Genomic DNA, 24584 nt, shown 5'->3' on the forward strand with positions numbered 1-24584 from the left:
CGGAATTCAATTCCCAGGTGCTGCCCCGTCGGTGCTTGTTTCGTCCGGTTGCCGACTCATCGAGCAGTTGGCGTGTCGGTTGGCTTCCGCTTCAACCATTTGCGCCAGATGTGAATTTCACTTCGGCGGCGCCAGCGGCGGACGCGATGAGAATCGTGCGACAGAACGATAAGTCCGAGGGGAAGCATCCAGAAGCCTAGAATCGGAAGAAACCCCAGAGACCCGCCCACTACGAGTGAGCCGCCAAGCATACGACGCATCATGACAGATTGCGGCATGGGGATTCGCCGACCAAGAATCACAATGGCTTTTTTTCGGGGCATTTCGGCGTACTGATCACTCACTGGGTCGTCTCTCAGGCTGATATGTTACAATTCACAGGCGGAAAATCTCCCAGAGAATATAGGGTTTCGAGGGCAGAATGCAAAAAGATGAAAAAAAATGGATTTAGCCCTTTGCAAAGGCGAAATCCTTTTGCTATACGCCACCTCGCTGACGCAACGAGCACCTGTTCCCCGGTAGCTCAGCGGTAGAGCAACCGGCTGTTAACCGGTTGGTCGCTGGTTCGAATCCGGCCCGGGGAGCCACTTCGCGCTCGATAATTCTATAAATCCATAATCATAAGGCCTTGAGCTTCGCTGAACCCATCTCACTCGTATGCTCAAACGACTCTGTTAAGGAAGATTGAGCGGCACGTCATAAACCTGACATGTCAGCCTTGCGCTATAAGGTTGCCCATAGCTAAGCTGTTATCTGTTTCGATAACCAGTATGCGCGTCCCACTAAAAATGCCTGAGCAGGCGGCCGATTTGCGCTTGGTTCCGCTCATCGGTATAAGTTCGAGCGCTACATTGTTCGGGAGTGATTTATGCGTTTGGCATCCAGTTTTATTGTTATGAATTTAGCCTTGGTTTCCGTATCTCCGGCTTTTGCTGGTGCGAAAGAAGATGCGTTGACGCTTCATAAAGCCGTCGTTTCGGGGATGATGACTTATATCGAACTGGGCGAGAGTTCCGATGGGCGATCCAGGGAGCTGGGCGTCGCGATGGAAGAAAAGGTGACGACTCCCGTCGCACGTGCTCAGTCTGACTGGCGACAAGCCGCAGACGCGGATGCAAGCTCCGCTGAGTATAAGGCATTCGTAAGTTGTGACGTCGCTGCTGGCTCCCTCATGAAGGTTTCGCAGACAATATCCGAGTACGTTAAAAGCGACAGCACTGATGAACCAGACTACGATCCTTTGCTGACGAAATTTTCCGAGGATTTGACCCTGTGTGAAAAGGAACTTGGCGTTCCTTTGACTTTCTAGACATAGTGGTAGCGAGCGTCCAACCGCTTCAGGTGAGGAACATTGTCACTCCGAATTTCGTTGAACCTACTATTGGTCCAACTGTCGGAGTGAAAAAATGAAACTTTCAGTCCTTATGGCGCTACTGTTAAGCTTTTCGAGTGTGTCTTTCGCCCAGGAATCGGGGATGCCGACACAGTCAGGCACACAGGAACCCGAAGTGCCGGGCAACCCGCCGCCGGCACCGGGACGGCCGCCGTCTGATCCTGACAGCGTTGACGTACCTAAAGCGTCCGAATCGCAGAAACAGGATCGACTTCTGAACTCCAAAAAGGATCAGTGTGTTCCGGGGCAGGACGCAAGGAAGTGTGTTGAACAGCAGCGCGGCCGTAAATGACCCTCACGGTGTCGTATACTGGGAAAGTACTCGATCTGACAGCGGTCGGATAACTCTGCCACAGGCTTCTTGTCACCAGCAGAGGCCCGGCGGAGGATTTAAAAGTCTTGTATTAATCTCGCTTATCGTTGCGAGTTCTTATTTCCGATTGGACTGGCGATAAGCCACTCGATAACGTCTTCTCTGTTTGATTGTTGAGCGTGATCAACAAGAACGTCGTAAATGGCGGCGATGGTTGCTCTCGCCATCACGTTATTCATTTGCAGAATGTCGACAGTTTCCCAGCCACATTGTTCAATTGCTGTGGCTACTTTATCGATGAGAAGGGGATGGGCCACGTTGAGTTCCATTATGATAAAGAGATGCCACTCTACCATAAGAAGCCAGCGATGAAGTTGATTTCAATCAACCGCAGGTTTGGGTGACGACTGAGGGTTTCGCTGAGCGGTTTGGTTGGCTAGGAATGGCGGGGTTTGACACTGGGGCTCGCAGGTCCGCGCTGCATAAAAAAATCTTGGGAAATCGAACGAAACTTGAAATACCAAATGAGTTTGAGAACGGAATGACAAAAAAATGTATGAAAGGCTGTTCAACGGGGAAGCGCCGACAGGGAGTAAAGATTGAGATGAAGATTCTTTTTTGGGTGATCGGTGTTGCCGGTCTGCTTTCAGCCACTAATCTGGGGCTGGCGCAGGATCTGACACGACTATGCCAAACCGTTGAAATGCAGTATCGAAACCTGCATCGCAACGGCAAAGTCAGCACCAAGACCCCGGATGTTCTCGCCCAGTTGGTCGCGACGGCGTCCACCGGCATTACCGGAGCCACGACGACTGTCGAGGATGTTACGCCGGAAAAACTGGTGGAATGGGCTAAAGCCGGGACGCCACCTGTCTCGTTACCGAGCGAATTGGTCGAACAGATAATAGGCAACACCGATACAATACAGGATATGAATCATTTGCCGGGTACGAATTTTTACGTTGTGAACGGCACGGCCGGATCGCTGTCCTGCTATCAGCCGGGCGTATATTTCAGGATAGAGAACGGACAAGTCGTAAATGCCAAGGGGCCCGACAACTGGCTTGAAGAAGGAAGCGGATGCCAGGTCATTCGATCATTTGGGACCATCGACTCGGTTCCTGTTGCCTTTGAAAAGGGATATAATGGCGAAGACAGCGACTATGTTCTCAATATCTCGCCATGGACAGGAGCTGGTTTTGGCCCTGCGTGCACCGCGACTTTTCAGTTTGAAAACGGTCGGCTTTCCCACGTCACTGTGAAGTGAGCCGTCTAGCAATGGAGGTGACTGTCAGATGTCACTAAGCCGTAGCGAATTTGAAAAGAGCTGGATATCGGTGCCGGAAAAAGCGAATTTTCCGGCACCGATCCGAATCCGACGCTATGTAACCGTCAACGCTCGTATCGGGGTGCCGACGCATTGTGGTCGCGAGGTCCTTCTAGTGCCAGCAATCAATGGAATCGTTATCGAAAGGCTTGATATCTACGAGCCAAACTGCGCCGGGCTATAAAGCTCTCTCCGGCGTAACGCCACGAACAATCGGGGAGATGTTTGAGACGGGCGGCTCACAGAGCATGCCTGTGAGTTTATCGGGCTGGCGTTCCGCTACCTTGCTTGTTTATCATAACAAACGGAATCAGATGTGTTGGGTGGATTTGCCAGACCTTTTTGTAAACCCTTGTAATTCAAGGGAATCAATTTGCAGAATGGCGCAATAAGGCTATCTGCTCCGATATCAATAGCAATCTAGACAAATTATTGATTTTATTTGAGAAAATTTGGAGGCCTCGCCCGGAATCGAACCGGGGTGCAAGGATTTGCAGTCCTCTGCGTAACCACTCCGCCACGAGGCCTTCCGTAAAGCCGTTGCCAAATCACTTGGCATTGCCTTGGTCCGTTCCAATATTGATACAGACCGGTCTCGTCAAGCCGTTAGAGGCAAATGTAGAAAATTTCTCCATGGGTTTCCACGACGAGAAAACTCAAGGCTGTTCATCTCTGTCTGGTGGCATTTGCGGGCGGGCCAGATTACCCTTGGAGAAAGTATAGCCTGTTTCGACAACACTCACCCCGAACTTGTTCCTCAACCGGTCGATGGCATTCTCGGCGACGGCGCGTTTGGTGGCCTGTGTGTCCACAAGATCGGGCGGATCGGCCCGGTCGCTTGAAGAAAGTTCGCTAACGCCAATTCCAAGCAGACGAAATTTCGTTCCATCCAGCTCTTTTTCAAGAAGCTGCAATCCATGGCGAAAGATTCTATCTGCAAGTTGGGTGGGGTCGGAAAGCTGGCGATTGCGGGTACGCAATTTGAAATCGCGGGTTTTCAGCTTCAGGACGACGGTGCGTCCGGCTATGTCACCAGCTTTTAGTCGCCGGGATACTTTTTCGGCAAGTGCGCGAAGCACCGGAACGAGATCATTTGCGTCCGACAGGTCGTTGTTGAAGGTCGTCTCGGCCGAGACGCTTTTCATGTCGTGATCAGGCTCGACCTTGCGGCTATCCTGTCCTCGCGACAGTCGGTACAGACGCTGGCCCATGGTGCCATAGGCTTTCATGAGCGTTCCTTCCTCCATCGTCTGGAGTTGGCCAATGGATCGGATTCCGTCACTTTCCAGTTTGGCTGCAAAGGCCTTGCCGACGCCCCAGATCGTGCTGACCGATCGGTCCCGCAGAAAGGTTAATGCCTCCGCTTCGCCGATAACAGAAAAACCGCGGGGCTTTTCGATGTCTGATGCAACCTTGGCCAGAAATTTGCAGTAGGAAAGTCCTATTGAGGCGGAGATGCCTATTTCGTCCTCAACCCTTTTGGCAAAGCGCGCCAGAACGATTGCGGGCGGCGCTTTGTGCAGTCGCTCGGTGCCGCTCAAATCCAGGAATGCCTCATCGATAGAGAGTGGCTCGACGAGGGGCGTCAGGTCACGCATCATCTGCCGTACGTCGCGACCGACGCGCACGTATTTTTCCATATTGGGTTTGATGACAACTGCGTCCGGACAGGCTTCCAACGCCTTGAACATGGGCATGGCGGACCGCACACCATGAATACGGGCGAGATAGCAGGCAGTCGATACGACGCCGCGCTTCCCCCCGCCGATGATGAGGGGTTTGTCCCGTAACTCCGGATTGTCGCGCTTTTCGACCGAGGCGTAAAATGCATCGCAATCAATATGGGCGAGGGAGAGCCTGTAAAGCTCGCGATGGCGAAGAAGACGCGGACTGCCGCATGCATGGCAACGCCTGCCTGTATCCGTCTTTTGCGGCGCAAGGCAATCGCGGCATACACCTTTTTCCGGACTGTTAGGGGCAGTGGTGTCAGCCATGAGGACGAACCGTCTGATGAACATAAAAGGAACATCCTTTTATAGCATCGAAAGGCTGAAGCGCCACCGGCATATAGGTCCTGCAGGTTCTTACACTTGACATTGCCGGGAATATCACCAAGTTTAGTGCCATGAACAACCGTTTTGCATCCATACTCCATCGGGTTCATCCGATCACGGGATAGCTACCCTCGAGTTCTGCCTAGCGCAGGGGAACTCCGGGGGACGGTACGCCGCTTGTCCAAAGCGGATTTCGAATAAGCGCTTTCTCCAAAATCAATCTGAACAGCTTCGTGCATAACAGCACGGAGATTTATTACCTTTCAACAGCAGTGAGCACTCGCCATGAGCGGAAAGAATCGCAAGAAGCCCAATATCGTCGTCAGCGAAATCGACTATGAACGCCTGATGGGGTTGGCCACCAATGTTTCGGAACGTCTCGAGGAGATTGCCGAGGAACTGATGGCCGAGCTCGACCGTGCAAAAGTCGTGCCTGCAAAGCGCTTGCCGCAGGATGTGATCCACATGGGCTCTACTGTCGAGTTTCGCTCCAATGACGGACAGCAGCGCCGGGTGACGCTCGTATATCCTGGCGAAGCGGACATTGCGCAGGGAAAGATTTCCATACTCACGCCAATCGGCACCGCGTTGATTGGCCTTGCACCGGGCCAGTCAATCTCCTGGACGGCGCGCGATGGCAAGCAGCACGAATTGAACGTGTTGTCGGTTTCGAATGAAGTCGAGGTTGCTACAGCAACTCCTGCTGCTGAATGATCAATAAGAAAGCCCGGCTTTGCCGGGCTTTGTCATGCGGTGGTTGAGCACACTCCTAGAGGTGCTGGTTCAGACCGCCAGGCAGGTGCGTGAGGGCTTTGTCTATTGTTGCCGGATCTCGTCCTGCTTCCTCGCAGTAGCGCAACAGTGTCGGTTCATGAGACAGGAAAAATTGCAGTACTCCCGCGAGAAAGCCGGGCTCAAGCGCGGCCTGCCGGATGGACGTCGCTTCGATGCCGGTCAGGGCGAGAAAGCGAGGCAGCAGGTCCTTGTCTTGCGCCAGCCACGCTAAAGCTTCAATAGCGATCGCTTCCGCATCCGCCTGACTCATCAGCGTTTTCATGTGGTTTCTCCGCTTTTTTCGTTGTCTGGCCGAATGTGTAGCTGCCGCTCCGTCGAGGAACAATGGAATTATTTGCCTTTCATCAATGAAATGAGGTTAAACTGATCGTGGTCTGAAAGTGGAGAACTTTCTAGTGGTCTATTTCGGTCCATTGTCAGATAAGAAGATCGAGAAAATGCCGGTTTGCTGCAGGGAATAAGACCAAGGAATATTCGATGCCGAAAAGCGTAATGATTGTCGAAGACAACGAACTCAATATGAAGTTGTTTCGCGATCTAATCGAAGCCAGCGGATACGAGACCATCCGTACGAGAAACGGGCTTGAGGCGCTGGACCTTGCGCGAGAGCATCGACCCGACCTGATTCTGATGGACATACAGCTTCCGGAGGTATCGGGGCTGGAAGTCACGAAATGGCTGAAGGACGATGATGAGTTGCGGCATATTCCGGTGATCGCCGTAACGGCATTTGCCATGAAAGGCGACGAGGAGCGTATACGGCAGGGCGGCTGCGAAGCCTATATATCCAAGCCGATTTCGGTGCCCCGCTTTATAGAAACAATCAAATCCTATATGGGCGACGCTTAGCGGAAATCAGGGCGGGGGCATCATGACTGCAAGAATTCTCGTCGTTGACGATGTGGATTCCAATGTAAAGCTCCTCGAAGCCAGGCTGCTCTCCGAATATTACGAGGTCGTTACGGCCCACAGCGGGCCGGAGGCCATAGAGATTTGTCTGGGCGGACAGATTGATGTCGTCCTGCTCGACATATTAATGCCGGACATGGACGGTTTTGAAGTCTGCCGTCGTTTGAAGGACGATCCCCGCACATCCAACATCCCTGTTGTCGTCGTAACGTCGCTTGATGGTGCGGAGGACAAGATCCGCGGTCTCGAAGCTGGTGCCGACGACTTTCTGTCCAAGCCCGTCAGCGATCTTCAGCTTATGTCGCGCGTAAAGAGCCTGGCGCGGCTGAAACTCGTCTCTGACGAGCTCTTCCAGCGAACGGGCACCGTAGCGGACGCAGAGGTGGAGACGCTGCTGGCAAGCAAGATGGGCGGGAATTATGCCGATAAGGATGAGGTGGCTCGCATTCTCATCGTCGATGAGGATGAACTGGCGGCCGCGCGCCTTCGTCTCATTCTTGGAGAGACTTATCGCGTGGACGTGGCCAGCGATGCGAACACAGCCCTGATCCGGGCGATAGATACCGATTACGACAGCATCGTCGTTTCAGCCAATTTCACTTACTATGACCCGCTGCGTCTATGCTCCCAGTTGCGAACTATCGAGCGCACACGGCTGGTGCCGATCATTCTTGTCGTGCGGGAAGATGAAGGGGCGCTGGTGGTGCGCGCACTGGAACTGGGCGTAAACGACTATCTCATGCGTCCGCTTGAGAAGCTGGAGCTATTCGCACGCTTGCGAACGCAGATAAAACGGAAGTGCTATAACGATCTCTTGCGGCAAAGCCTCAATCGCACGATTACCATGGCAGTGACGGACAGCCTGACGGGGCTGCATAATCGCCGCTATCTGGATACGCATATGCCGGTCCTGCTTACACGCGCCATGGGGCGCGAGCGGCCATTGTCCGTCATCATGCTCGACTTCGATCACTTCAAACGGATCAACGACCAGTTTGGGCACGATGCGGGCGACGATGTCCTTCGCGAGTTTGCGGCACGCCTGCGCAAGAATATTCGCGGCATGGATCTTCTATGCCGCTACGGCGGAGAGGAGTTCGTCGTGGTGCTTCCAGACAGCGATGTGGAGGCCGCAAGGGCCGTCGCGGAGCGAATCCGGACGGCCGTATCGGAGGCGCCTTTTTCTGTCGCCAACGGCAAGCACAAGGTCAATTTGACCGTTAGCATGGGCATCGCCGGATTGAGGCTGATAGGGGACAGCGCCGAAGCCCTTTTCTCGCGAACTGATGCGGCGCTCTATCAGGCGAAAAAGGGAGGACGAAATCGCATCGTCTCCTCGGCTGCCTGAAAGTTGAACATGGGCAGAAAACGAAAAAGCCGCCTCGAAGGAGACGGCTTTCTATTTCAATCGTCTTGTCGATGACGACCTGAAACGAATTACTTGATCTTCGTTTCCTTGAACTCGACGTGCTTGCGCGCAATCGGGTCGTACTTGGTCTTTGTCATCTTTTCCGTCATCGTGCGGCTGTTCTTCTTCGTTACGTAGAAGAAGCCGGTGTCAGCGGTCGACAAAAGCTTGATCTTGATCGTCGTAGCCTTGGCCATATCGAATTACCTGCTCTGTATCTTTGCCGGAGCATGATCTTGCCGAAAACCGGTTCCCAATTCTCGGGATCATGCTCAATGGATGGAAACCTCCAGCGATTCCGGTAATCTCATCCGGCAGCGGAAATTTGGCGCGACACTACGTATTGGCGGCGAAAAGTCAAGCCCGCTTCTTCCGCAAAAGCAGCCTTCCTGCTGCAAAGAGTGCATATGCGGCAAAAAACACACCGAGAGTCATCGGGAATCCCTTCGGGCCCATCATGTCCATGCCAACGCCGACGGCCTGCGGTCCGGCAAGCATGCCGATGGCATAGCAGAACACGAAGGCGGCATTGGCGGACGCCAGTTCCCGCCCCGTCAGTTCGGAACCCAGATGCGCGAGGCCGATCGTATAGAGGCCCGCCACCACGCCGCCCCAAAGGAACAGGATACCCGCCATGAGATACCAGTGCTGCATGAGATAGGGCAGTGCGATCATGCCGATGAGGCCGGTGGTGGCGCAGAAAAGCAGAAGCTTGCGGCGGTCTGAAATGCGGTCGCTGACAATGCCAAGCGGAATCTGCATCAGAACATTGCCAAGCCCGATCATCGTAAGCAGCAGGGCCGCATCGGCCTCAGGATAACCTATACGCGCGCCGAAGACTGGAAAGAGGGCGAAGCCACCGGTTTCAACAGCGCCGAACACGAAGACGGCCATGGTCGCTGTCGGTACGGCAAAAATGAAGGGCAGAAACGGGACGTGTTCACCTTCCTCGAAATCGGGGCTGTCACGCCAAGCGATCGCAACCGGTATGAGGGCGATCATGATGATGGCGAAGCCGACATAGAAAGGCAGTCCTCCCGTACTGCCGATCTTCGAGAACAGCCACGGTCCGAGCGCAAAGCCCAGCGAAAGCGATGTGGAGTAGATGCCGAGTACCAGGCCACGTTTTTCAGGCGGCGCCGATGCGTTGATCCAGTATTCCGACAGAACGAAAAGGACGGTCAGCGCGAAATGCAGAACGATGCGCAGCGCAAACCAAGCCCAGAGGGGTTGAAAGAAATGGAAGCCGAGAAATGCCCCGCTTCCAATGACAAGCATAAGGAAAATCGCCTTGACCACACCCAGCCGCGCGGCAATAGGCGCGGCAAGGGGGGCGGCAACGATGGAGGCCAGGCCCGCAACAGCGGTATTGGCTCCAATCAGGCTAGCAGAATGGCCACGGCTTTCCAGAAGAACGCTCAACAGTGGAATGCCCAGGCCGATTGCTGCACCAACCGCGCTGATTGTGGCGATGGCTGCAGCGAGCGAACGCCAGTGCAACTGGCCCTCTGCCGGCCCGCCGCCTGGTTCTTGCGGGACAAGATCGGCGGATTGGATTTCTTGATTCATGGAGTTCAGATCACTTCGCGGACAAAGCGGCCATGCCGCTTGCAATATTGTACCACCGGCAAGGTGGCGGGCAGTTCAGAGTCGGCATTTGTCAGAAGCGCGCGCGCTTCTTTCAGGATTGCCTGGGTGATATGGGCCACATCGAACCTGTCGATTTGATCGATCGAAACCCAGTCCAGATCTTCCAGTTCCCCACTGGGAACGAGCGGTTGTCCATCAAGTTCCGGTATATGATCGCGGAAGGCGATAAAAAAGCGGGTATCGAAACGGCGAACATTGTCTGGCGGCGTAACCGCGCGGGCAAAGTAGCGCAGGCTGCTGAGCGCCGGTATCATGCCATTGTCGAAAAATGCCGACCAGTCGCTATGTGCAGGCAAGGTAACCGGTGTCGATGCCGCTTGCCCTATGCGAAGGCCAGTTTCCTCGAAAGTCTCTCGGATGGCGCATAGGCCGAGTGCCCGGGCGCGGCGCAGCGACGCACGGGCTCCCATGCCGGCAAGCAATTTGGCAACATCATTGTTGTGCAGTTCTGCTGTCGCGCCGATAGCGCCATCTATCGGATCTGCCCGGCCGCCTGGAAAGACGAATTTGCCCGGCATGAAGGCAAGGCTGGCGTGGCGTCGACCCATGAGAATGCGCGGCTTGCCCCCCGACCGGTCGACAAGCAGCAGCGATGCCGCGTCACGCGGCCGCAAAGCTTTTCCGGCTTTGATTGGCGAGGATGGAAGCTGAACCATGGCGGTCACGGTGACGTTTAGGTCACGTCGCCATATTCGCCGTCACCCTTGCCTCCAAAACCGTGCATGTACAGCGCCCATTGCAGCCCGATGGTTGCGCCTTTGATTGGCTGCAAAAGCAGCAGCGACATGATCACGGTCAGGGGGCCCCAGATCGCCATATGAGCCCAAAGCGGAAGATTGGTGGTTGCTTCAACGCCCATGAAGGCACCCACGACCACGTGCCCTACGATCAAGATGGTCAGATAGGCAGGAAGATCGTCAGCACGTTGTTCTGTGTAGTCTTCATCACACACGGAACATTGCGCCACGGGTTTCACAAAGGCCCGGAACAGTTTTCCTTCACCGCAATGCGGGCAACGTCCGCGAAATCCGCGCCACATGGCTTCGCCCAAAGGGCGTTTCGGGTGGGCCGCCTTGGGGCTTTCCCCTCCGAAAACCTGTATATTCTGCGCGGAATTGGCCTCTAGCGTGCTCATCAGCGACCTCTTCTCTTCTGACGCGGGATGCCCGCGGGTTTACCCCTTCGTCCACGCATCGTCCGGCTTGCCTTGTGATGCGAGCGGGTCGCCATCGGCAGAGGATGCGGTTCCGAAACCATCTCAAAACGAAGCGCACCCGCCACGGGGAGCGCTTCCACAAGCCGAACCGTCACTGTATCGCCCAAACGGAAGCCCTTGCCGCTCCGCTCACCGGCAATCGCATGGTTCGCTTCGTCATATAGATAGTATTCATGACCCAAAGTTGAAATGGGCACCAGCCCGTCTGCGCCATATGTCGCAAGGTTCACGAAGAGGCCCGCTCTCGTCACCCCGGTAACGCGTCCCTCATATTCATCACCGAGATGTGCGGCGAGGAAATGAGCGATAAGACGATCCACCGTTTCGCGTTCGGCCAGCATGGCGCGACGCTCGGTCGAGGAAATCAGCGCAGAGATTTCCTCCAGATGCGCTTCTTCATCGGCGGTGAGGCCATCGTTGCCGAGGTTCAGGGCCTTGATCAGAGCGCGATGAACGATAAGGTCGGCGTAGCGGCGGATCGGCGAGGTGAAGTGCGCATAGCGACGCAAATGCAGGCCAAAATGCCCGATATTGTCGGGGTTATATTCTGCCTGGCTCTGTGTGCGCAACACCACCTGGTTGACTAGTTCCTGATGATCAGAGCCCTCGACGGCCTCAAGAATCCGATTGAATTGCGCCGGCTGCAACTCGGCTCCCTTGGCGAGGCTCAGGTCCAGCGTCCTCAGAAATTCACGCAAGGTTTCCTGCTTTGCAAGCGCTGGGGCGTCGTGAATGCGGAAAATAAGCGGCTGGCGGCGCGCTTCCAATGTTTCAGCGGCGGCAACGTTCGCCTGAATCATGAACTCTTCGATGAGCTTGTGCGCATCGAGCCGTTCGGGAACGATGACCTTGTCGACCTTGCCGTCGGGCGTGAGCAGGATTTTCTTTTCCGGCAGATCGAGTTCCAGCGGTTCGCGCGCGTCACGCCCCCGCTTCAGCACGGCATAGGCGTTCCACAGCGGTTTCAGTATGCTGTCGAGAATAGGCGAAGTCTTGTCATCCGGCGCACCGTCGATCGCGGCCTGCGCCTGCGAATAGGCCAGCTTCGCCGCCGATTTCATCATGATGCGGTGAAATTTGTGCGATTTCTTGCGTCCGTCGGCCGCAAAAACCATACGGACCGCAAGGGCAGGGCGGTCTTCCAGTTCACGAAGCGAACAGAGATTGTTTGAAATCCGCTCTGGCAGCATCGGCACGACGCGGTCCGGGAAGTAGACCGAGTTACCGCGTTTTTGGGCTTCGCGGTCGAGCGCAGAATCGGGACGGACATAGGCGGCGACGTCCGCTATAGCCACAATGACGATCTGGCCTCCCGGATTCTCGGGGTCCTGGTCCGGCTCGGCGTAAACAGCATCATCATGATCCTTGGCATCCGCCGGATCGATGGTGAGAAGTGGAATATCGCGCCAGTCTTCGCGGCCATCCATCGTGGCTGCGGTCGCAGCTTCTGCTTCGCTCAGCGCTTCAGCCGGGAAAACATGCGGGATTTCATGCTCGTGGATGGCAATCATCGACAGGGCTTTTTCGCTGTCGATCGAGCCTACCACCTGCCGAACCTTGCCGCGCGGCAATCCCTGACGCCGGGAGGAAATCAGGTCGACTTCAACAAGATCACCGGCTTCCGCATTTTCCAGATGGCCCGGATCGAGCTGCACTTCCGGCTGCTTGCGGTTTACCGGGTCAAGCCGCCATTCACCATTGCCGAGCTTGCGCACAATACCGAGCACCGCATTTGTTCGGTGCTCGAGACGCTTCATCACTCGCGCGGTATAGTCCGGCCCGTCACGATCTTCATTGCGGAATATTTTGGCTAGAACGCGATCCCCAACGCCGACGGCCGGGCCGCCTTCAGACGCTTTGTTGAGCCGGGTGCGGCGGATCAGGATGGCGGGTGGCTTGCCATAACCTGCTTCATCCCATTCCGACGGGCGTGCGAGCAAACCGCCATCTTCGTCGCGTCCGGTAATATCAAGCACAGTGACGGCAGGTAGCGCACCGGGGCGAGATAGCCTGCGGGCGCGTTTTTCAACAAGGCCCTCGTCAGAAAGTTCGCGCAGAAGGTCTTTCAGATAGACCCGCGCATCGCCCTTGATGTTGAAGGCTTTCGCCAGTTCCCGCTTTCCCGCCCTGTCGGGATTCTCCTCAATATATTTGAGAACCTCTTCGCGGGTCGGCAGAAACGCGTGGGGATCGCTCTTGCCCTCGGCGGATTTTGCTTTGGCTGCACGCCGTTCGGTCCGCGCGGAACGACCGGTATCGGATTTGGAAAAACGGCGTGCCAATTGTTACTCCTCTGCCGCCTCGGCCTTGGATTTGGCTTTCGGCTTGGCTGTCGACTTGGCTTTTGCTGGCGCTTTCTTGGCCGCAGGCTTCTTTGCAGCAGCTTTCTTTTCCGTGCTGGCCGAAGCTTTGCGGGCAGGGGCTTTCTTGCTCTTGGAAGAGCCGGCTTTTTCCGTAATCAGCGCCAGTGCTTCTTCCAGCGTAACGCTCGCCGGGTCCTTGCCCTTCGGCAAGGTGGCGTTGACCTTACCCCAATTGACATAAGGTCCATAGCGCCCGTCGCGAACAGTGATTGACCCGCCGTCTGGATGGTCGCCAAGCGTCGCCAATGCTGCCGGAGTAGAACGGCCACGACCGCCACCCTTCGATTGCTTGTCGGCCAAAACCGATACCGCACGGTTAAGACCGACAGAGAAAACCTCTTCGGCATTTTCCAGATTGGCGAAAGTGCCATCGTGGCTGACATAGGGCCCATAGCGACCAATCCCGGCGGAGATCATCTTGCCGGTCTCGGGATGCTGACCAATATCACGCGGCAGCGACAGAAGCGCAACGGCTTTCTCATGATCGAGCGCATCGACGGTCCAGCCTTTCGGGAGGCTGGCGCGCTTGGCTTCCTTGCCTTCGCCGCGCTGGACATAGGGGCCGAAACGGCCTGTCCGTGCAGTGATTTCCTCACCGGTGAACGGATCTTTGCCGAGCGATTTCGGTTCATCCGCAGCCGCGGCTTCGCCATTGGCGTCACCGCCGAGCTGGCGCGTATATTTGCATTCCGGATAATTGGAACAGCCGACGAAAGCACCGTATTTACCGAGTTTCAACGACAGGGTGCCCGTGCCGCAGGTCGGGCATGAGCGAGGGTCACTGCCGTCTTCGCGCGCCGGAAACACCAGCGGTGCCAGCTCTTCGTTCAGCGCATCGAGAACATTGGTAACGCGCAGTTCCTTGATGTCATCGACGGAGCCGGAGAAATCGCGCCAGAAATCGCGCAGCACATCTTTCCACGAAAGCTTGCCGTCGGAAATGAGATCGAGCTTTTCCTCAAGGTCAGCCGTGAAATCATATTCCACATAACGCTCGAAGAAGCTTTCGAGGAAGGCCGTAACCAGACGCCCCTTGGGCTCTGGAATAAGCTTGCGCTTGTCGATCGTGATATATTCACGGTCACGCAGCGTGGCCAGCGTGGCGGCATAGGTCGAAGGACGGCCGATGCCCAGTTCTTCCATCTTCTTGATGAGCGAAGCTTCCGAATAGCGCGGGGGAGGCTCGGTCGAATGCTGCGTCGCATCGATCTTTTCGCGTGCCAGGGCTTCGCCTGAACGAATTTCCGGCAGCTTTGCGCTATCCTCCTCGTCGTCTTCTTCCTCGCGGTGATCCATATAGGCAGCGAGAAAGCCATCGAACCTGGTGACCGATCCATTGGCCCGCAGGAGGGCCGAACGCGAGCCATTGACCGCCTCGATGTCGACCGTGGTACGCTCGATATCGGCGGCCTGCATCTGGCTTGCGATGGCGCGCTTCCAGATCAATTCATAAAGCCGTGCCTGATCGTCGTCGAGATAGCGGCGCACGTCCTTCGGATGGCGGGAGAAATCCGTCGGGCGGATGGCTTCGTGCGCTTCCTGCGCGTTCTTGGCCTTGCTGGAATAATAGCGAGGCTTTTCCGGCACATATTTCGCGCCGAAGCTCTTGCCGATTGCATCGCGGGCCGCATTGATGGCTTCCGGCGCCATCTGCACACCGTCGGTACGCATATAGGTGATCAGGCCGGCAGTTTCGCCACCGACATCGACGCCTTCATAAAGCCGCTGCGCCACCTGCATGGTGCGCGATGCGGAGAAACCGAGCTGGCCGGATGCCGCCTGCTGCAAGGTTGACGTGGTGAATGGCGGTCCGGGATTGCGCTTGGTCGGCTTTGCCTCAACGGACAGCGCCTTGAAGCTTGCGCCTTCAAGCATGGTGCGAATGGCGGTTGCCTGTTCGCCATTCTTGATATCGAGCTTGCCGAGCTTCTTGCCGTCAACAGCCGTCAGGCGGGCAGTAAAACTGTCATTGCGCGGTGTCTTCAACAGCGCGGCAATGTTCCAGTACTCCTCCCGAATGAAGCGCTCGATCTCGGATTCGCGATCCGCGACGAGACGCAGCGCTACTGACTGAACGCGGCCAGCCGAACGCGCGCCCGGCAGTTTGCGCCATAGCACGGGCGAAAGCGTGAAACCGACGAGATAGTCCAGTGCGCGGCGCGCCAGATAGGCGTCAACCAGAGGCTCATCAATATCGCGTGGATTGGCAATGGCATCGAGAACAGCTTTCTTGGTAATGGCATTGAATGCCACACGCTTGACCGTCTTGCCTTTGAGCGCCTTCTTCTGGTTCAGTACTTCGAGCACATGCCAGGAAATGGCCTCACCTTCGCGATCCGGATCGGTTGCGAGAATGATGCCGTCGCTGTCTTTCAACGCTTTGACAATATCTGCAAGACGTTTGGAGGAATTGCTATCCACCTCCCACGACATTGCAAAATCTTCATCGGGGCGAACCGAGCCGTCTTTAGCTGGCAAGTCTCGCACATGACCGAACGAGGCCAGAACCTTATAGTTCGAACCAAGATATTTATTGATGGTTTTTGCCTTGGCAGGCGATTCGACAACAACGACGTTCATTTAAAGCAGCCCAGATTCGCGTCCCATGGAGACAAAATATCTCCTCTCCGCGAGAAATTCGTTGCCTTCACATGAACAGCAGGCAGCGTTTGGTCAAGAGCAGGACGACAAAAATAACGAAATACAACTTAAGATTGCTGTTAAGTTGAGTGTAACCAGTAGTAGCATGAAATGAAACAAAGAGCGATTTATCTCGCGGGGAGATAGGTATGGGTGATACAACGAGTTTTCCAGATATGGAAGACGATGACGATGTACAGAGCGCGACTCGGCACGAGACGCTGACATATATCGAGCAGATGCTGGAGCAGCTCAATTTAATGGCAAAGAATACAGATTATCTGTTGCTGTCCTATATGATCGAGATGGCTCTTGTCGAAGCGCGAGAGGCACTTCACAACGAAGCCAAGACATAAGAGGCTATTCCAGAGGGACAAGGGCGACCTGATTACGGGCATATCGGTGCAGCCTCCCGGCCAGGTCCAGCTCCAGAAGAACGAGCTGGATAGCACCGGTATCCAGACCCGTATGGCGAACCAGCGTGTCGATATCGGTCGGCACGGGGCCAAGTGCATCAATAACAATGTCCCGTTGTTCCTCCGTCGCAATCGGTTGATAAGATTCTGGTTCTTCCATGGCCGGAGACAAAAGATCCGGTTGTGTCGGCATATCCGTTGGATACGCACTTGAACCGGCCAGCGGCCGGAGCATCTCGATAACGTCGTTTGCTTCCGTTACCAATGTTGCGCCTTGTTTGAGAAGCAGGTTCGTGCCGCGCGCACGAGGATCGAGCGGTGAGCCCGGCACAGCGAATACTGTACGCCCCATGTCGCCGGCCATGCGTGCGCTGATAAGCGAACCGGATCGTTCGGCAGCTTCGACGACGATCAATCCCAGCGAGAGCCCTGCAATGATGCGATTGCGACGGGGAAAATCGCGCGAGCGAGGCTCCGCGCCCATCGGCATTTCGCTTATGAGTACGCCACCCTCTTCCGGTATGGCGCGATAAAGGGGCAGGTTTTCGGGTGGGTAGGGGCGATCAAGCCCGCCTGCCAACACGGCGACGGTTCCTGTCTTCAAGCTTGCGCGGTGGGCAGCGGCATCGATGCCGCGGGCAAGTCCGGAAATAACAGCAAACCCGGCTTCGCCAAGATCATTCGCCAAGCGTTCGGTGGAACGCGCGCCAATTACCGAGGCGTTCCGGGAACCGACAATTGCAACGGGAGGCTTGTTGAAAACAGCGGCGTTTCCCTTAATCGTGACCAGCGGGGGTGGGGCCTCACAATTTTTCAGCTGTGGCGGATAATCCGGTTCGCCCATTCCAACAAGGCGGGCACCGGCTCGATCGATGGTTTCAAGCTCGCGCTCTGCATCGTCCATGGACATGACGCGGATGGGGCGTGCGCTGCCGCCCCGGATGTTGAGATCGGGCAGCATTTCTATCGCGCTTGAAGCTGAACCGCAAAACAGAATCAGGTCGCGAAACGTGACAGGGCCGATATTGTCGGTTCGGATGAGGCGCAGCCAGTTGAGACGCTGGCGGTCGGAGAGGCGAATTCCAGTTTTCGAATTCGCGCTTCCCTTCACCCCTTGGCTCCGATCTTGTTTTCGGTGCCGTTTATCAGGCGCCCTATATTCGTCTTGTGTTTGTAGAAGACAAAGACTGTCATGATCGCGAAGAGGACCGCGATTGCGGGACTGCCCTGGAAGTAAAGCGCGATTGGAACAATGATGCTGGCGACAAGCGCTGCAAGGGAAGAATACCGCGTGAGAAGTGCGGTTACGATCCATACGGCGGCGAAGACGAGCGCGCCGGGCCATGCCAAACCGATCAGGATACCGAGATAGGTGGCAACGCCTTTACCGCCCTTGAAGCCGATCCATACCGGAAAAAGATGCCCGATGAAGGCACCGAAGCCCGCGCCGATTGCGGCATCGGGCCCGTAGCGTGAAGCGATCAGAACGGCGACCGTGCCTTTGAGGGCGTCGAGGATCAGGGTTGCTGCGGCAAGCTTCTTGTTACCGGTGCGCAGTACATTCGTCGCCCCGATGTTGCCCGAGCCGATGGACCTGACATCACCCAACCCTGCAAGGCGGGTCAGAACCAGGCCAAAAGGAATCGAGCCCAGAAAATAGCCGAAGACAAGCGCTCCTACGAGCGTCATGCTGACAAATCCCGATTCGGCCATGAACATCCCCTGCTGCTTCTTGATTCCGCCTACCCGGAATTTTCGGTTGATTGTTCCGGGTTATGCGGTGTTTTTCAAGCCGAATATACGGTCTTTCCGGCCACTAATGTGTGGACGACGCGGCCTTGAAAACGCGCACTTTCAAAGCAGCTGTTTTTTGAGAGTGAGTGCAGGTCTTCCGCTCGCACGACCCATGGTTCTTCCAGATCGACAATGGCAAGATCGGCCTTGGCGCCCGGTTTGAGCGTACCGGCATCCAGACCGAAAATTTTCGCCGGAGCTGTCGATAGAACCTCCACCAGCCGCAGGAGCGGAATGCTGTCATTGTGATAGAGGCGGAGTGCAGCTCCCAGGAGTGTTTCGAGGCCGATGGCACCGGCTTCGGCATCCGAGAAAGGCAGGCGTTTGGTATCGACGTCCTGCGGGTCGTGAGCCGAAACGACAATGTCGATGGTGCCGTTTTTCACGGCTTCGACCATGGCAAGGCGGTCCTGTTCGCTGCGCAGGGGCGGGGAAAGACGGAAGAAGGTGCGGAATTCTCCAATGTCATTCTCATTGAGCGACAAATGGTTGATCGATACACCTGCCGTCACCTTGGCGCCCAGATCCTTGGCGCGGCGTACGGCCTCCGCCGACATTTCGCAGGAAAGCTGTGCGGCGTGATAGTTGCTGTTGGTCAGCGCTGCCAGACGCAGATCGCGCTCCAGCGGAATCACTTCCGCTTCCCGGGGACTGCCGGAAAGTCCAAGCCAGCTTGCAAACAGACCTTCGTTCATCACGCCGTTTGCGCCGAGATAAGGATCGCGCGTTTCGCAGGCAATCACGGCATTGAAATCGCGAGCATAGGTCAGCGCGCGCCGCATGAGCTGTGTGTTGGCGATGGTCTGCCTGCCTTCCGTGAAGGCAACCGCACCAGCATCGCGCAAGAGGCCGATTTCGGTCATCTCTTCGCCGCGCAAGCCTTTGGTGATCGCCGCTGCCGGATGCACATTGACGACGGCCGTATCGCGTGCCGTGCGCTTGACGAATTCCACGAGCGCCACGTCATCGATCACCGGATCGGTGTCGGGCATCATGATGATGGAGGTCACGCCGCCCGCAGCTGCCGCACGGCTTGCCGAGGCGATGGTTTCGCGATGTTCTGCGCCGGGTTCACCGATAAAGACACGCGCATCCACCATGCCGGGTAACACTGCCTTGCCGTTCAGGTCGACGATTTCGGCACCTTCCGGCGCACCCTGATTGCGGGCGTTGGCACCGGCGGCAACGATCTTTCCATCGCGGATCAAAACGCTGCCGGTTTCATCGAGACCACGCGACGGATCGACGATGCGCGCGTTTTCAAAGAGGATCGCGCTCATGCATTTTCTCCATTGCCCAGCTTGCGTCGCGGGTCGAGCAGGGCTTCCATTACGGCCATGCGCATGGCAACCCCCATTTCAACCTGTTGCTGGATGACGCTTTGCGGCCCGTCGGCAACGTCAGATGCGATCTCAACGCCGCGATTCATCGGGCCGGGATGCATGACAAGGGCGTCCGGCTTGGCGTGTTTCAGCTTTTCCTTGTCGAGGCCATAGAAGCGGAAATATTCGCGTACCGAAGGCACAAATGAACCGGCCATGCGCTCACGCTGAAGCCGCAGCATCATGACGACATCCGCGTCCTTCAAGCCTTCTTCCATCGAGTTGAAGACCTCGACGCTCATGTCCGCCATGCCGGAGGGCAGGAGCGTGGATGGCGCGACGACACGCACCCGCGCGCCAAGAGCATTGAGAAGAAGAATGTTGGAGCGTGCCACGCGGGAATGCAGCACATCGCCGCATATGGCGACGATCAGATTTTCGATCTGGCCTTTGGCGCGGCGGATAGTGAGAGCGTCAAGAAGTGCTTGTGTTGGATGTTCATGCGCGCCATCACCGGCGTTGACGACCGAACAGCCGACTTTCTGCGCGAGCAGGGCGGCAGCGCCTGCCGAGGCGTGACGGATGACCAGTATATCCGGCTGCATGGCGTTCAGCGTCATCGCGGTATCGATGAGCGTTTCGCCTTTCTTGACCGATGAATTACCGACCGACATATTCATGACGTCCGCACCGAGCCGTTTTCCGGCCAGCTCAAACGATGATTGCGTTCGTGTCGATGCTTCAAAGAAGAGATTGATTTGCGTGCGACCTCGCAGCACGGACTTTTTCTTCTCGGGCTGTCGGGAAACAGCGATTTCCTGATCGGCGAGATCAAGAAGGCAGAGAATGTCCAGGGGCGAAAGCCCCTTGATGCCCAGCAGGTGGCGGTGAGGGAAAAGCGGAGGGACCGTTTGATTTGTCATGGCAAGTCACCCGTATAGGACCATGAGGCAGGTCCCGCAACCGTCCTTATAATGGCTATGGGCGATTCACCAAGAAAAACCTGTGCTGTCCTGACGACAAATTGCGTTCGGGATGGCAAAATTTTAGCAAATGCGATGCAAGAACCCTAAATAGAACTGAATCGCACAAGACGGAACGAGCTTTTGAAAACGCACGACGTGACCAACCAGACACCGCCCATGACGGGCAACAATGCCTATCTGGGCGATCCGCTTCTGATGCAGATTGCGGCACGTTTCCCGAAGGAACTGCATACGGATCTGGAGCAGACGGGCCGTTTCGTCATGTCGGCTGAAGCACAGGACCTTGCGCGTCTCGCCAACACCGAGCTGCCGAAATTGCGCACCCATGACCGGCAGGGCAACCGTATCGACCTGGTTGAATATCATCCAGCCTATCATGCGCTGATGCGCCGCTCTATCGCGGCTGGCCTGCATTGTTCCATCTGGGAGGGCAACCCGCTGGAAACCGGTCGCCGTCATCAGGCACGCGCCTCGCGCTTTTTCCTGACGGCGCAGCTTGAGGCGGGGCATCTTTGCCCGCTGACCATGACGAGCGCATCGCTTGCCGCGCTCATGGCCTCGCCGGAAATTTACAAGGAATGGTCGCCGGTCATTCTTTCAAGAAAGTACGATTTTTCGCAGAAGCCAGCATTTGCCAAACAGGGCATTACGCTTGGCATGGGTATGACCGAAAAGCAGGGCGGAACCGATGTGCGGGCCAATACGACCCGCGCCATCCGCAACGAAGACGGCACCTATGCCATTACTGGCCACAAGTGGTTCATGTCCGCTCCTATGTCGGATGCGTTCCTGACGCTGGCGCAGGCAGAAGACGGTCTTTCCTGTTTTCTGCTTCCGCGCCTCACTTCGCAGGGAAGCGGGAACGGGTTCTTTTTCCAGCGATTGAAAGACAAGCTCGGCAACAAGTCCAACGCCTCATCGGAGGTGGAATTTGACGGCGCGGTCGGTCATCTGATCGGTAATCCGGGCGAGGGCGTCAAGACCATCATGGATATGGTCACGCTGACGCGGCTCGATTGCGCAGTGGCATCGGCTGGACTTATGCGATCTGGCCTCGCCGAAGCCGTGCATCATAGTCGTCACCGGCAGGTGTTTGGCAAGGCTCTTATCGAACAGCCATTGATGCAGCGTGTACTCGCCGATATGGCGCTCGATGTCGCCGGCGCGACCGCGCTTTCCATGCGGCTGGCACGCGCCTTTGATATGGCTGCAAGTGATCGCGCAGAGGCGGCGTTTGCCCGCTGCATGACGCCGGTGGTGAAATACTGGGTTTGCAAGATCGCGCCTGCCTTACTCTATGAGGCAATGGAGTGCCTTGGCGGCAACGGCTATATCGAGGAAGGCAATCTTGCGCGCGCCTATCGCGAAGCGCCGGTCAACGCGATCTGGGAAGGGTCCGGAAATGTCATGGCGCTGGATGTCGCGCGTGTGCTGTCCCGCGCGCCGGCGCTTTTCGATGAAGTACTGGAGTGGATCGGCGGACAGCTTGGCCCGCGCGGGCAGGGAACGCTTGATGTGCTGCGTGCTGCATTGCAGCTCACTGAAACCGATCCGGGTGTTGCACGCCTTCTGACCGAGCAATTGGCCTATGCCGCCGCCGCCGCAGAACTGCGCCAGCTTGGTGCCGACGATGTGGCTGACGCATTCATTGAAACCCGCCTCGGCGGACAGTGGCGGTCGACCTATGGCATGCTGGATGCACGCCACAATGCGGAACGCATTCTCGACCAGCTTTATCCGGCGTCGTAATCGTCGGATACCGACCGCCTGATGCTGTGCAGGCGGTCGAGCGCCCCTTGAAGAATGAAAGCTGCGGCCGCCGAATCGATACGTTCGGCCCGCTTGCCTCGAGAGACGTCCATGCCGATAAGCGCCCGTTCGGCGGCGACCGTCGACAGGCGCTCGTCCCAGAACACAAAGGGCAAGTCGGTGAGCGGCTGCATGGTGCGCACAAATGCCCGCGTGGCCTGAACGCGGGGACCCGATGTTCCATCCATATTCATAGGCAAACCGATGACGATAACGCCGACCTTGTCGGCGTCGAGAGCTTTCAGAAGCACTTGTGCGTCGATCGAAAACTTCACCCGTTTGATGACCGGGCGCGGATGGGCGAAGGAAAGACCGAGGTCCGATACCGCAAGGCCGATGGTCTTGGTTCCCAAGTCCAGTCCGGCAATGGTCTTTCCGGGCTGAAGCAGCGCCGGAATTTCCTCGATTTCAACGACAGCCATCGGTCCTCATCGGATTTTGAAGTGGTTTCTATTGCCTTCAACTTTATTGGCGTCATATCTGTTCGCAAACTGGAAATCGAGCCGGAAACACAGATTGAGGAGAGAGTTTATGAAACTTACATGGCTTGGCCACGCCGCCTTCCGCGTTGAAACTGCAAGGGCCGTCATTCTCATCGATCCGTTTCTCAACGGAAATCCCGGTGCGAAGGGCATAGATTTCAAGGAAGTAACCAGCGGTGTGACCCACATCGCGCTGACGCACGGCCACGGCGATCACGTCGGCGATACGGTAGCAATTGCAAGGGAACATGGTGCGACGGTTATCGCCAACGCCGATCTTGCAAGCTGGCTCGGCAGTCAGGGCGTGGAAAAGGTCGATCCCGGCAATACGGGCGGCACGGTGGCGCATGACGGCTTTACCATTACATTCGTCAACGCACTTCATTCCTCGGCAATGCTGACGGAAAACGGCGTATCGCAGGCATTGGGCAATCCGAACGGTCTGGTGTTCCATTTCGAGGATGCGCCGACGCTTTATCATATGGGAGACACGGATATCTTTTCCGATATGGGGCTTATCAACGAGCTTCATCAGCCAGAGATCGGGATCGTTCCCATTGGCGATCGCTTTACGATGGGCGGTGCGGTTGCGGCTCTCGCCTGCCAGCGTTACTTCAATTTCAAAACCGTGCTGCCGTGCCATTACGGCTCGTTCCCCATCATCGATCAGACGGCGGACAAGTTCGCTGAAGGAATGGCAGACCATCGCGAGACAAAAGTGCTGACCGATCCGGCTGGAACTGTCCACAGCTTCTAAAGGCCTTTTGAGGCGCAAGAAATGTTGCGCTTCAACAGTCGCGCCGTTATAGCCGGTAGGAAACCTTTTCAGGGGTGGCGGGTCGCCGCCCGATCTGAAGCACAACCCGGAACACGCAATGCGGTTTTCGGACAAGATGTGCGTGGGTACAAAGTTAGTGCATTTGCGGAGAACAGGATGTCCGTCGATATTTCCACCGTCAAGCGCGTCGCGCATCTGGCGCGTATCGCTGTCAGCGACGACGATGCCGAACGCATGACCGGCGAACTCAATGCTATTCTGGGCTTTGTCGAACAATTGAACGAAGTCGATGTCGACGGTATCGAGCCGATGACTTCCGTTACGCCAATGGACATGCGCATGCGCGAAGACAAGGTGACCGATGGCGGCATTGCTGCCGCAGTGGTCGCCAACGCACCGGTTACGGAAGACAATTTCTTCGTCGTCCCAAAGGTCGTGGAGTAGGTCATGGCCATTCGGGTTTCAGTCGAGACCCCTTTGCAGGACGATGTGCGCGCGCTGGTCGACGGCCTGAATGCGCATCTCCTGCCGCTGTCGCCGCTGGAATTCCAGTTCAAGATGACGGTGGAGCAGATGGCGGGGCCGGATACGTCGGTCTTTGTAGCGCGCGACGAAAACGGCAAGGCTGTCGGCTGCGGTGCCTTGAAGATGCATGGAGATGGCATCGCCGAGGTGAAGCGCATGTTTACCCTCCCGGAAGTGCGCGGCAAGCGCGTTGGCTCGGTTCTGGTCGATGCGATTGTCGATCTGGCGAGGGCGAGGGGCGTGACCCGTCTGGTACTCGAAACGGGAACTGGTCCCGGTTTTGCCGGGGCATGGCGACTTTATGAGAATTCAGGTTTTACGCGCTGCGGTGTGGTTCTGGACTATTCCGAATCTGAATACAGCGCCTTTTTTGAAAAGCGTCTCACTGAGGCGCACTGACAGGA

At 56.4% G+C, this 24584-nt stretch carries 25 protein-coding genes and 2 tRNA genes; 11 read left to right on the top strand and 16 right to left on the bottom strand.

What is annotated here, in order from left to right; genetic code table 11:
- Positions 1-56: 56 nt before the first annotated feature.
- The gene (locus tag ACS5UA_RS08775) at positions 57-323 is read right to left on the bottom strand and encodes a hypothetical protein (RefSeq protein WP_152849512.1); all 267 of its coding nucleotides are present in this window, start codon (positions 321-323) and stop codon (positions 57-59) included.
- Positions 324-512: 189 nt separating this feature from the next.
- Here ACS5UA_RS08775 and ACS5UA_RS08780 point away from each other — a divergent pair.
- Both ACS5UA_RS08780 and ACS5UA_RS08785 read left to right on the top strand, forming a co-directional pair.
- Positions 513-587 (top strand) — tRNA-Asn (locus ACS5UA_RS08780).
- Positions 588-868: 281 nt separating this feature from the next.
- The gene (locus ACS5UA_RS08785) at positions 869-1309 is read left to right on the top strand and encodes a hypothetical protein (protein ID WP_006468951.1); all 441 of its coding nucleotides are present in this window, start codon (positions 869-871) and stop codon (positions 1307-1309) included.
- A 498-nt stretch (positions 1310-1807) separates the two neighbouring features.
- On the opposite strand, the gene ACS5UA_RS08790 is transcribed toward ACS5UA_RS08785, so the two are convergent.
- Positions 1808-2023 carry a hypothetical protein gene (locus ACS5UA_RS08790; protein WP_128005852.1) on the bottom strand — a complete coding sequence of 72 codons (216 nt, stop codon included), beginning with the start codon at positions 2021-2023 and terminating at the stop codon, positions 1808-1810.
- Between the two features lie 287 nt (positions 2024-2310).
- On the opposite strand from ACS5UA_RS08790, the gene ACS5UA_RS08795 reads away from it, so the two are divergent.
- Entirely contained in the window at positions 2311-2973 is a 663-nt protein-coding gene (locus tag ACS5UA_RS08795; RefSeq protein WP_006471397.1) for a hypothetical protein, read from the top strand.
- Between the two features lie 513 nt (positions 2974-3486).
- Here the strand turns inward: ACS5UA_RS08795 and ACS5UA_RS08800 are convergent.
- Both ACS5UA_RS08800 and ACS5UA_RS08805 read right to left on the bottom strand, forming a co-directional pair.
- A tRNA-Cys gene (locus ACS5UA_RS08800) sits at positions 3487-3560 on the bottom strand.
- Between the two features lie 129 nt (positions 3561-3689).
- Positions 3690-5027: a DNA polymerase IV gene (locus tag ACS5UA_RS08805; RefSeq protein ID WP_031346955.1), complete on the bottom strand. Its 1338-nt coding sequence runs from the start codon at positions 5025-5027 to the stop codon at positions 3690-3692.
- Between the two features lie 345 nt (positions 5028-5372).
- On the opposite strand from ACS5UA_RS08805, the gene rnk reads away from it, so the two are divergent.
- Positions 5373-5801: a nucleoside diphosphate kinase regulator gene (gene rnk / locus ACS5UA_RS08810; RefSeq protein ID WP_021587251.1), complete on the top strand. Its 429-nt coding sequence runs from the start codon at positions 5373-5375 to the stop codon at positions 5799-5801.
- A 55-nt stretch (positions 5802-5856) separates the two neighbouring features.
- Here rnk and ACS5UA_RS08815 read toward each other — a convergent pair whose 3' ends face one another.
- Positions 5857-6144: a DUF3572 domain-containing protein gene (locus ACS5UA_RS08815; RefSeq protein ID WP_006471395.1), complete on the bottom strand. Its 288-nt coding sequence runs from the start codon at positions 6142-6144 to the stop codon at positions 5857-5859.
- A 215-nt stretch (positions 6145-6359) separates the two neighbouring features.
- On the opposite strand from ACS5UA_RS08815, the gene ACS5UA_RS08820 reads away from it, so the two are divergent.
- A complete protein-coding gene (locus tag ACS5UA_RS08820) occupies positions 6360-6731 on the top strand; it encodes a response regulator (RefSeq protein WP_006468945.1) in 372 nt (123 codons plus the stop codon).
- 22 nt (positions 6732-6753) lie between these two features.
- Positions 6754-8139: a PleD family two-component system response regulator gene (locus tag ACS5UA_RS08825; protein WP_241083955.1), complete on the top strand. Its 1386-nt coding sequence runs from the start codon at positions 6754-6756 to the stop codon at positions 8137-8139.
- Between the two features lie 89 nt (positions 8140-8228).
- Here the strand turns inward: ACS5UA_RS08825 and rpmG are convergent, their stop codons facing one another.
- The 6 genes from rpmG to topA all read right to left on the bottom strand — a co-directional run bounded on the left by rpmG (position 8229) and on the right by topA (position 16008).
- Positions 8229-8396, bottom strand: a complete 168-nt coding sequence (gene rpmG, locus ACS5UA_RS08830) for a 50S ribosomal protein L33 (protein WP_002966024.1) — start codon at positions 8394-8396, stop codon at positions 8229-8231.
- 160 nt (positions 8397-8556) lie between these two features.
- Entirely contained in the window at positions 8557-9699 is a 1143-nt protein-coding gene (locus tag ACS5UA_RS08835; protein WP_006471394.1) for an MFS transporter, read from the bottom strand.
- Between the two features lie 74 nt (positions 9700-9773).
- Positions 9774-10505: an NUDIX hydrolase gene (locus ACS5UA_RS08840; protein ID WP_021587248.1), complete on the bottom strand. Its 732-nt coding sequence runs from the start codon at positions 10503-10505 to the stop codon at positions 9774-9776.
- Between the two features lie 17 nt (positions 10506-10522).
- The gene (locus tag ACS5UA_RS08845) at positions 10523-10984 is read right to left on the bottom strand and encodes a DUF983 domain-containing protein (protein WP_006468941.1); all 462 of its coding nucleotides are present in this window, start codon (positions 10982-10984) and stop codon (positions 10523-10525) included.
- Positions 10984-13347 (bottom strand): ribonuclease R, encoded by a 2364-nt coding sequence (gene rnr / locus ACS5UA_RS08850; protein WP_006468940.1) that lies wholly within the window; start codon positions 13345-13347, stop codon positions 10984-10986. Before rnr ends, ACS5UA_RS08845 begins: the two co-directional genes overlap by 1 nt.
- 3 nt (positions 13348-13350) lie before the next feature.
- Positions 13351-16008 (bottom strand): type I DNA topoisomerase, encoded by a 2658-nt coding sequence (topA, locus tag ACS5UA_RS08855; RefSeq protein WP_063621057.1) that lies wholly within the window; start codon positions 16006-16008, stop codon positions 13351-13353.
- A 209-nt stretch (positions 16009-16217) separates the two neighbouring features.
- On the opposite strand from topA, the gene ACS5UA_RS08860 reads away from it, so the two are divergent.
- The gene (locus ACS5UA_RS08860; protein ID WP_006468937.1) at positions 16218-16424 is read left to right on the top strand and encodes a hypothetical protein; all 207 of its coding nucleotides are present in this window, start codon (positions 16218-16220) and stop codon (positions 16422-16424) included.
- Positions 16425-16428: 4 nt separating this feature from the next.
- Here ACS5UA_RS08860 and dprA read toward each other — a convergent pair whose 3' ends face one another.
- From dprA to ACS5UA_RS08880, 4 genes are all read right to left on the bottom strand, one after another.
- A complete protein-coding gene (gene dprA, locus ACS5UA_RS08865) occupies positions 16429-17595 on the bottom strand; it encodes a DNA-processing protein DprA (RefSeq protein WP_443101261.1) in 1167 nt (388 codons plus the stop codon).
- Entirely contained in the window at positions 17592-18197 is a 606-nt protein-coding gene (plsY, locus tag ACS5UA_RS08870) for a glycerol-3-phosphate 1-O-acyltransferase PlsY (protein ID WP_006471392.1), read from the bottom strand. The genes dprA and plsY overlap by 4 nt, the downstream gene beginning before the upstream one ends.
- Before the next feature lie 74 nt (positions 18198-18271).
- Positions 18272-19558 carry a dihydroorotase gene (locus ACS5UA_RS08875; RefSeq protein ID WP_006468935.1) on the bottom strand — a complete coding sequence of 429 codons (1287 nt, stop codon included), beginning with the start codon at positions 19556-19558 and terminating at the stop codon, positions 18272-18274.
- Positions 19555-20523 (bottom strand): aspartate carbamoyltransferase catalytic subunit, encoded by a 969-nt coding sequence (locus ACS5UA_RS08880; protein WP_443101262.1) that lies wholly within the window; start codon positions 20521-20523, stop codon positions 19555-19557. Before ACS5UA_RS08880 ends, ACS5UA_RS08875 begins: the two co-directional genes overlap by 4 nt.
- A 183-nt stretch (positions 20524-20706) precedes the next feature.
- Here ACS5UA_RS08880 and ACS5UA_RS08885 point away from each other — a divergent pair, with 183 nt between their 5' ends.
- Positions 20707-22335 (top strand): acyl-CoA dehydrogenase family protein, encoded by a 1629-nt coding sequence (locus ACS5UA_RS08885; protein ID WP_031346952.1) that lies wholly within the window; start codon positions 20707-20709, stop codon positions 22333-22335.
- Here ACS5UA_RS08885 and ruvX read toward each other — a convergent pair.
- Positions 22320-22817, bottom strand: coding sequence for a Holliday junction resolvase RuvX (gene ruvX, locus ACS5UA_RS08890; RefSeq protein ID WP_006468933.1), 498 nt, complete (start codon positions 22815-22817; stop codon positions 22320-22322). The genes ACS5UA_RS08885 and ruvX overlap by 16 nt on opposite strands.
- Before the next feature lie 109 nt (positions 22818-22926).
- Between ruvX and ACS5UA_RS08895 the strand changes: the two genes are divergently transcribed.
- The 3 genes from ACS5UA_RS08895 (at position 22927) to ACS5UA_RS08905 (ending at position 24579) form a co-directional block, all read left to right on the top strand.
- A complete protein-coding gene (locus ACS5UA_RS08895; protein ID WP_006471390.1) occupies positions 22927-23634 on the top strand; it encodes a metal-dependent hydrolase in 708 nt (235 codons plus the stop codon).
- A 177-nt stretch (positions 23635-23811) separates the two neighbouring features.
- Positions 23812-24099 (top strand): Asp-tRNA(Asn)/Glu-tRNA(Gln) amidotransferase subunit GatC, encoded by a 288-nt coding sequence (gene gatC, locus ACS5UA_RS08900; RefSeq protein WP_006471389.1) that lies wholly within the window; start codon positions 23812-23814, stop codon positions 24097-24099.
- Between the two features lie 3 nt (positions 24100-24102).
- Positions 24103-24579 (top strand): GNAT family N-acetyltransferase, encoded by a 477-nt coding sequence (locus ACS5UA_RS08905; RefSeq protein WP_075041896.1) that lies wholly within the window; start codon positions 24103-24105, stop codon positions 24577-24579.
- Positions 24580-24584 lie beyond the last annotated feature (5 nt).

It is taken from the genome of Brucella sp. RRSP16, from assembly GCF_052246815.1.
Taxonomy (GTDB): Bacteria; Pseudomonadota; Alphaproteobacteria; order Rhizobiales; family Rhizobiaceae; genus Brucella; species Brucella intermedia.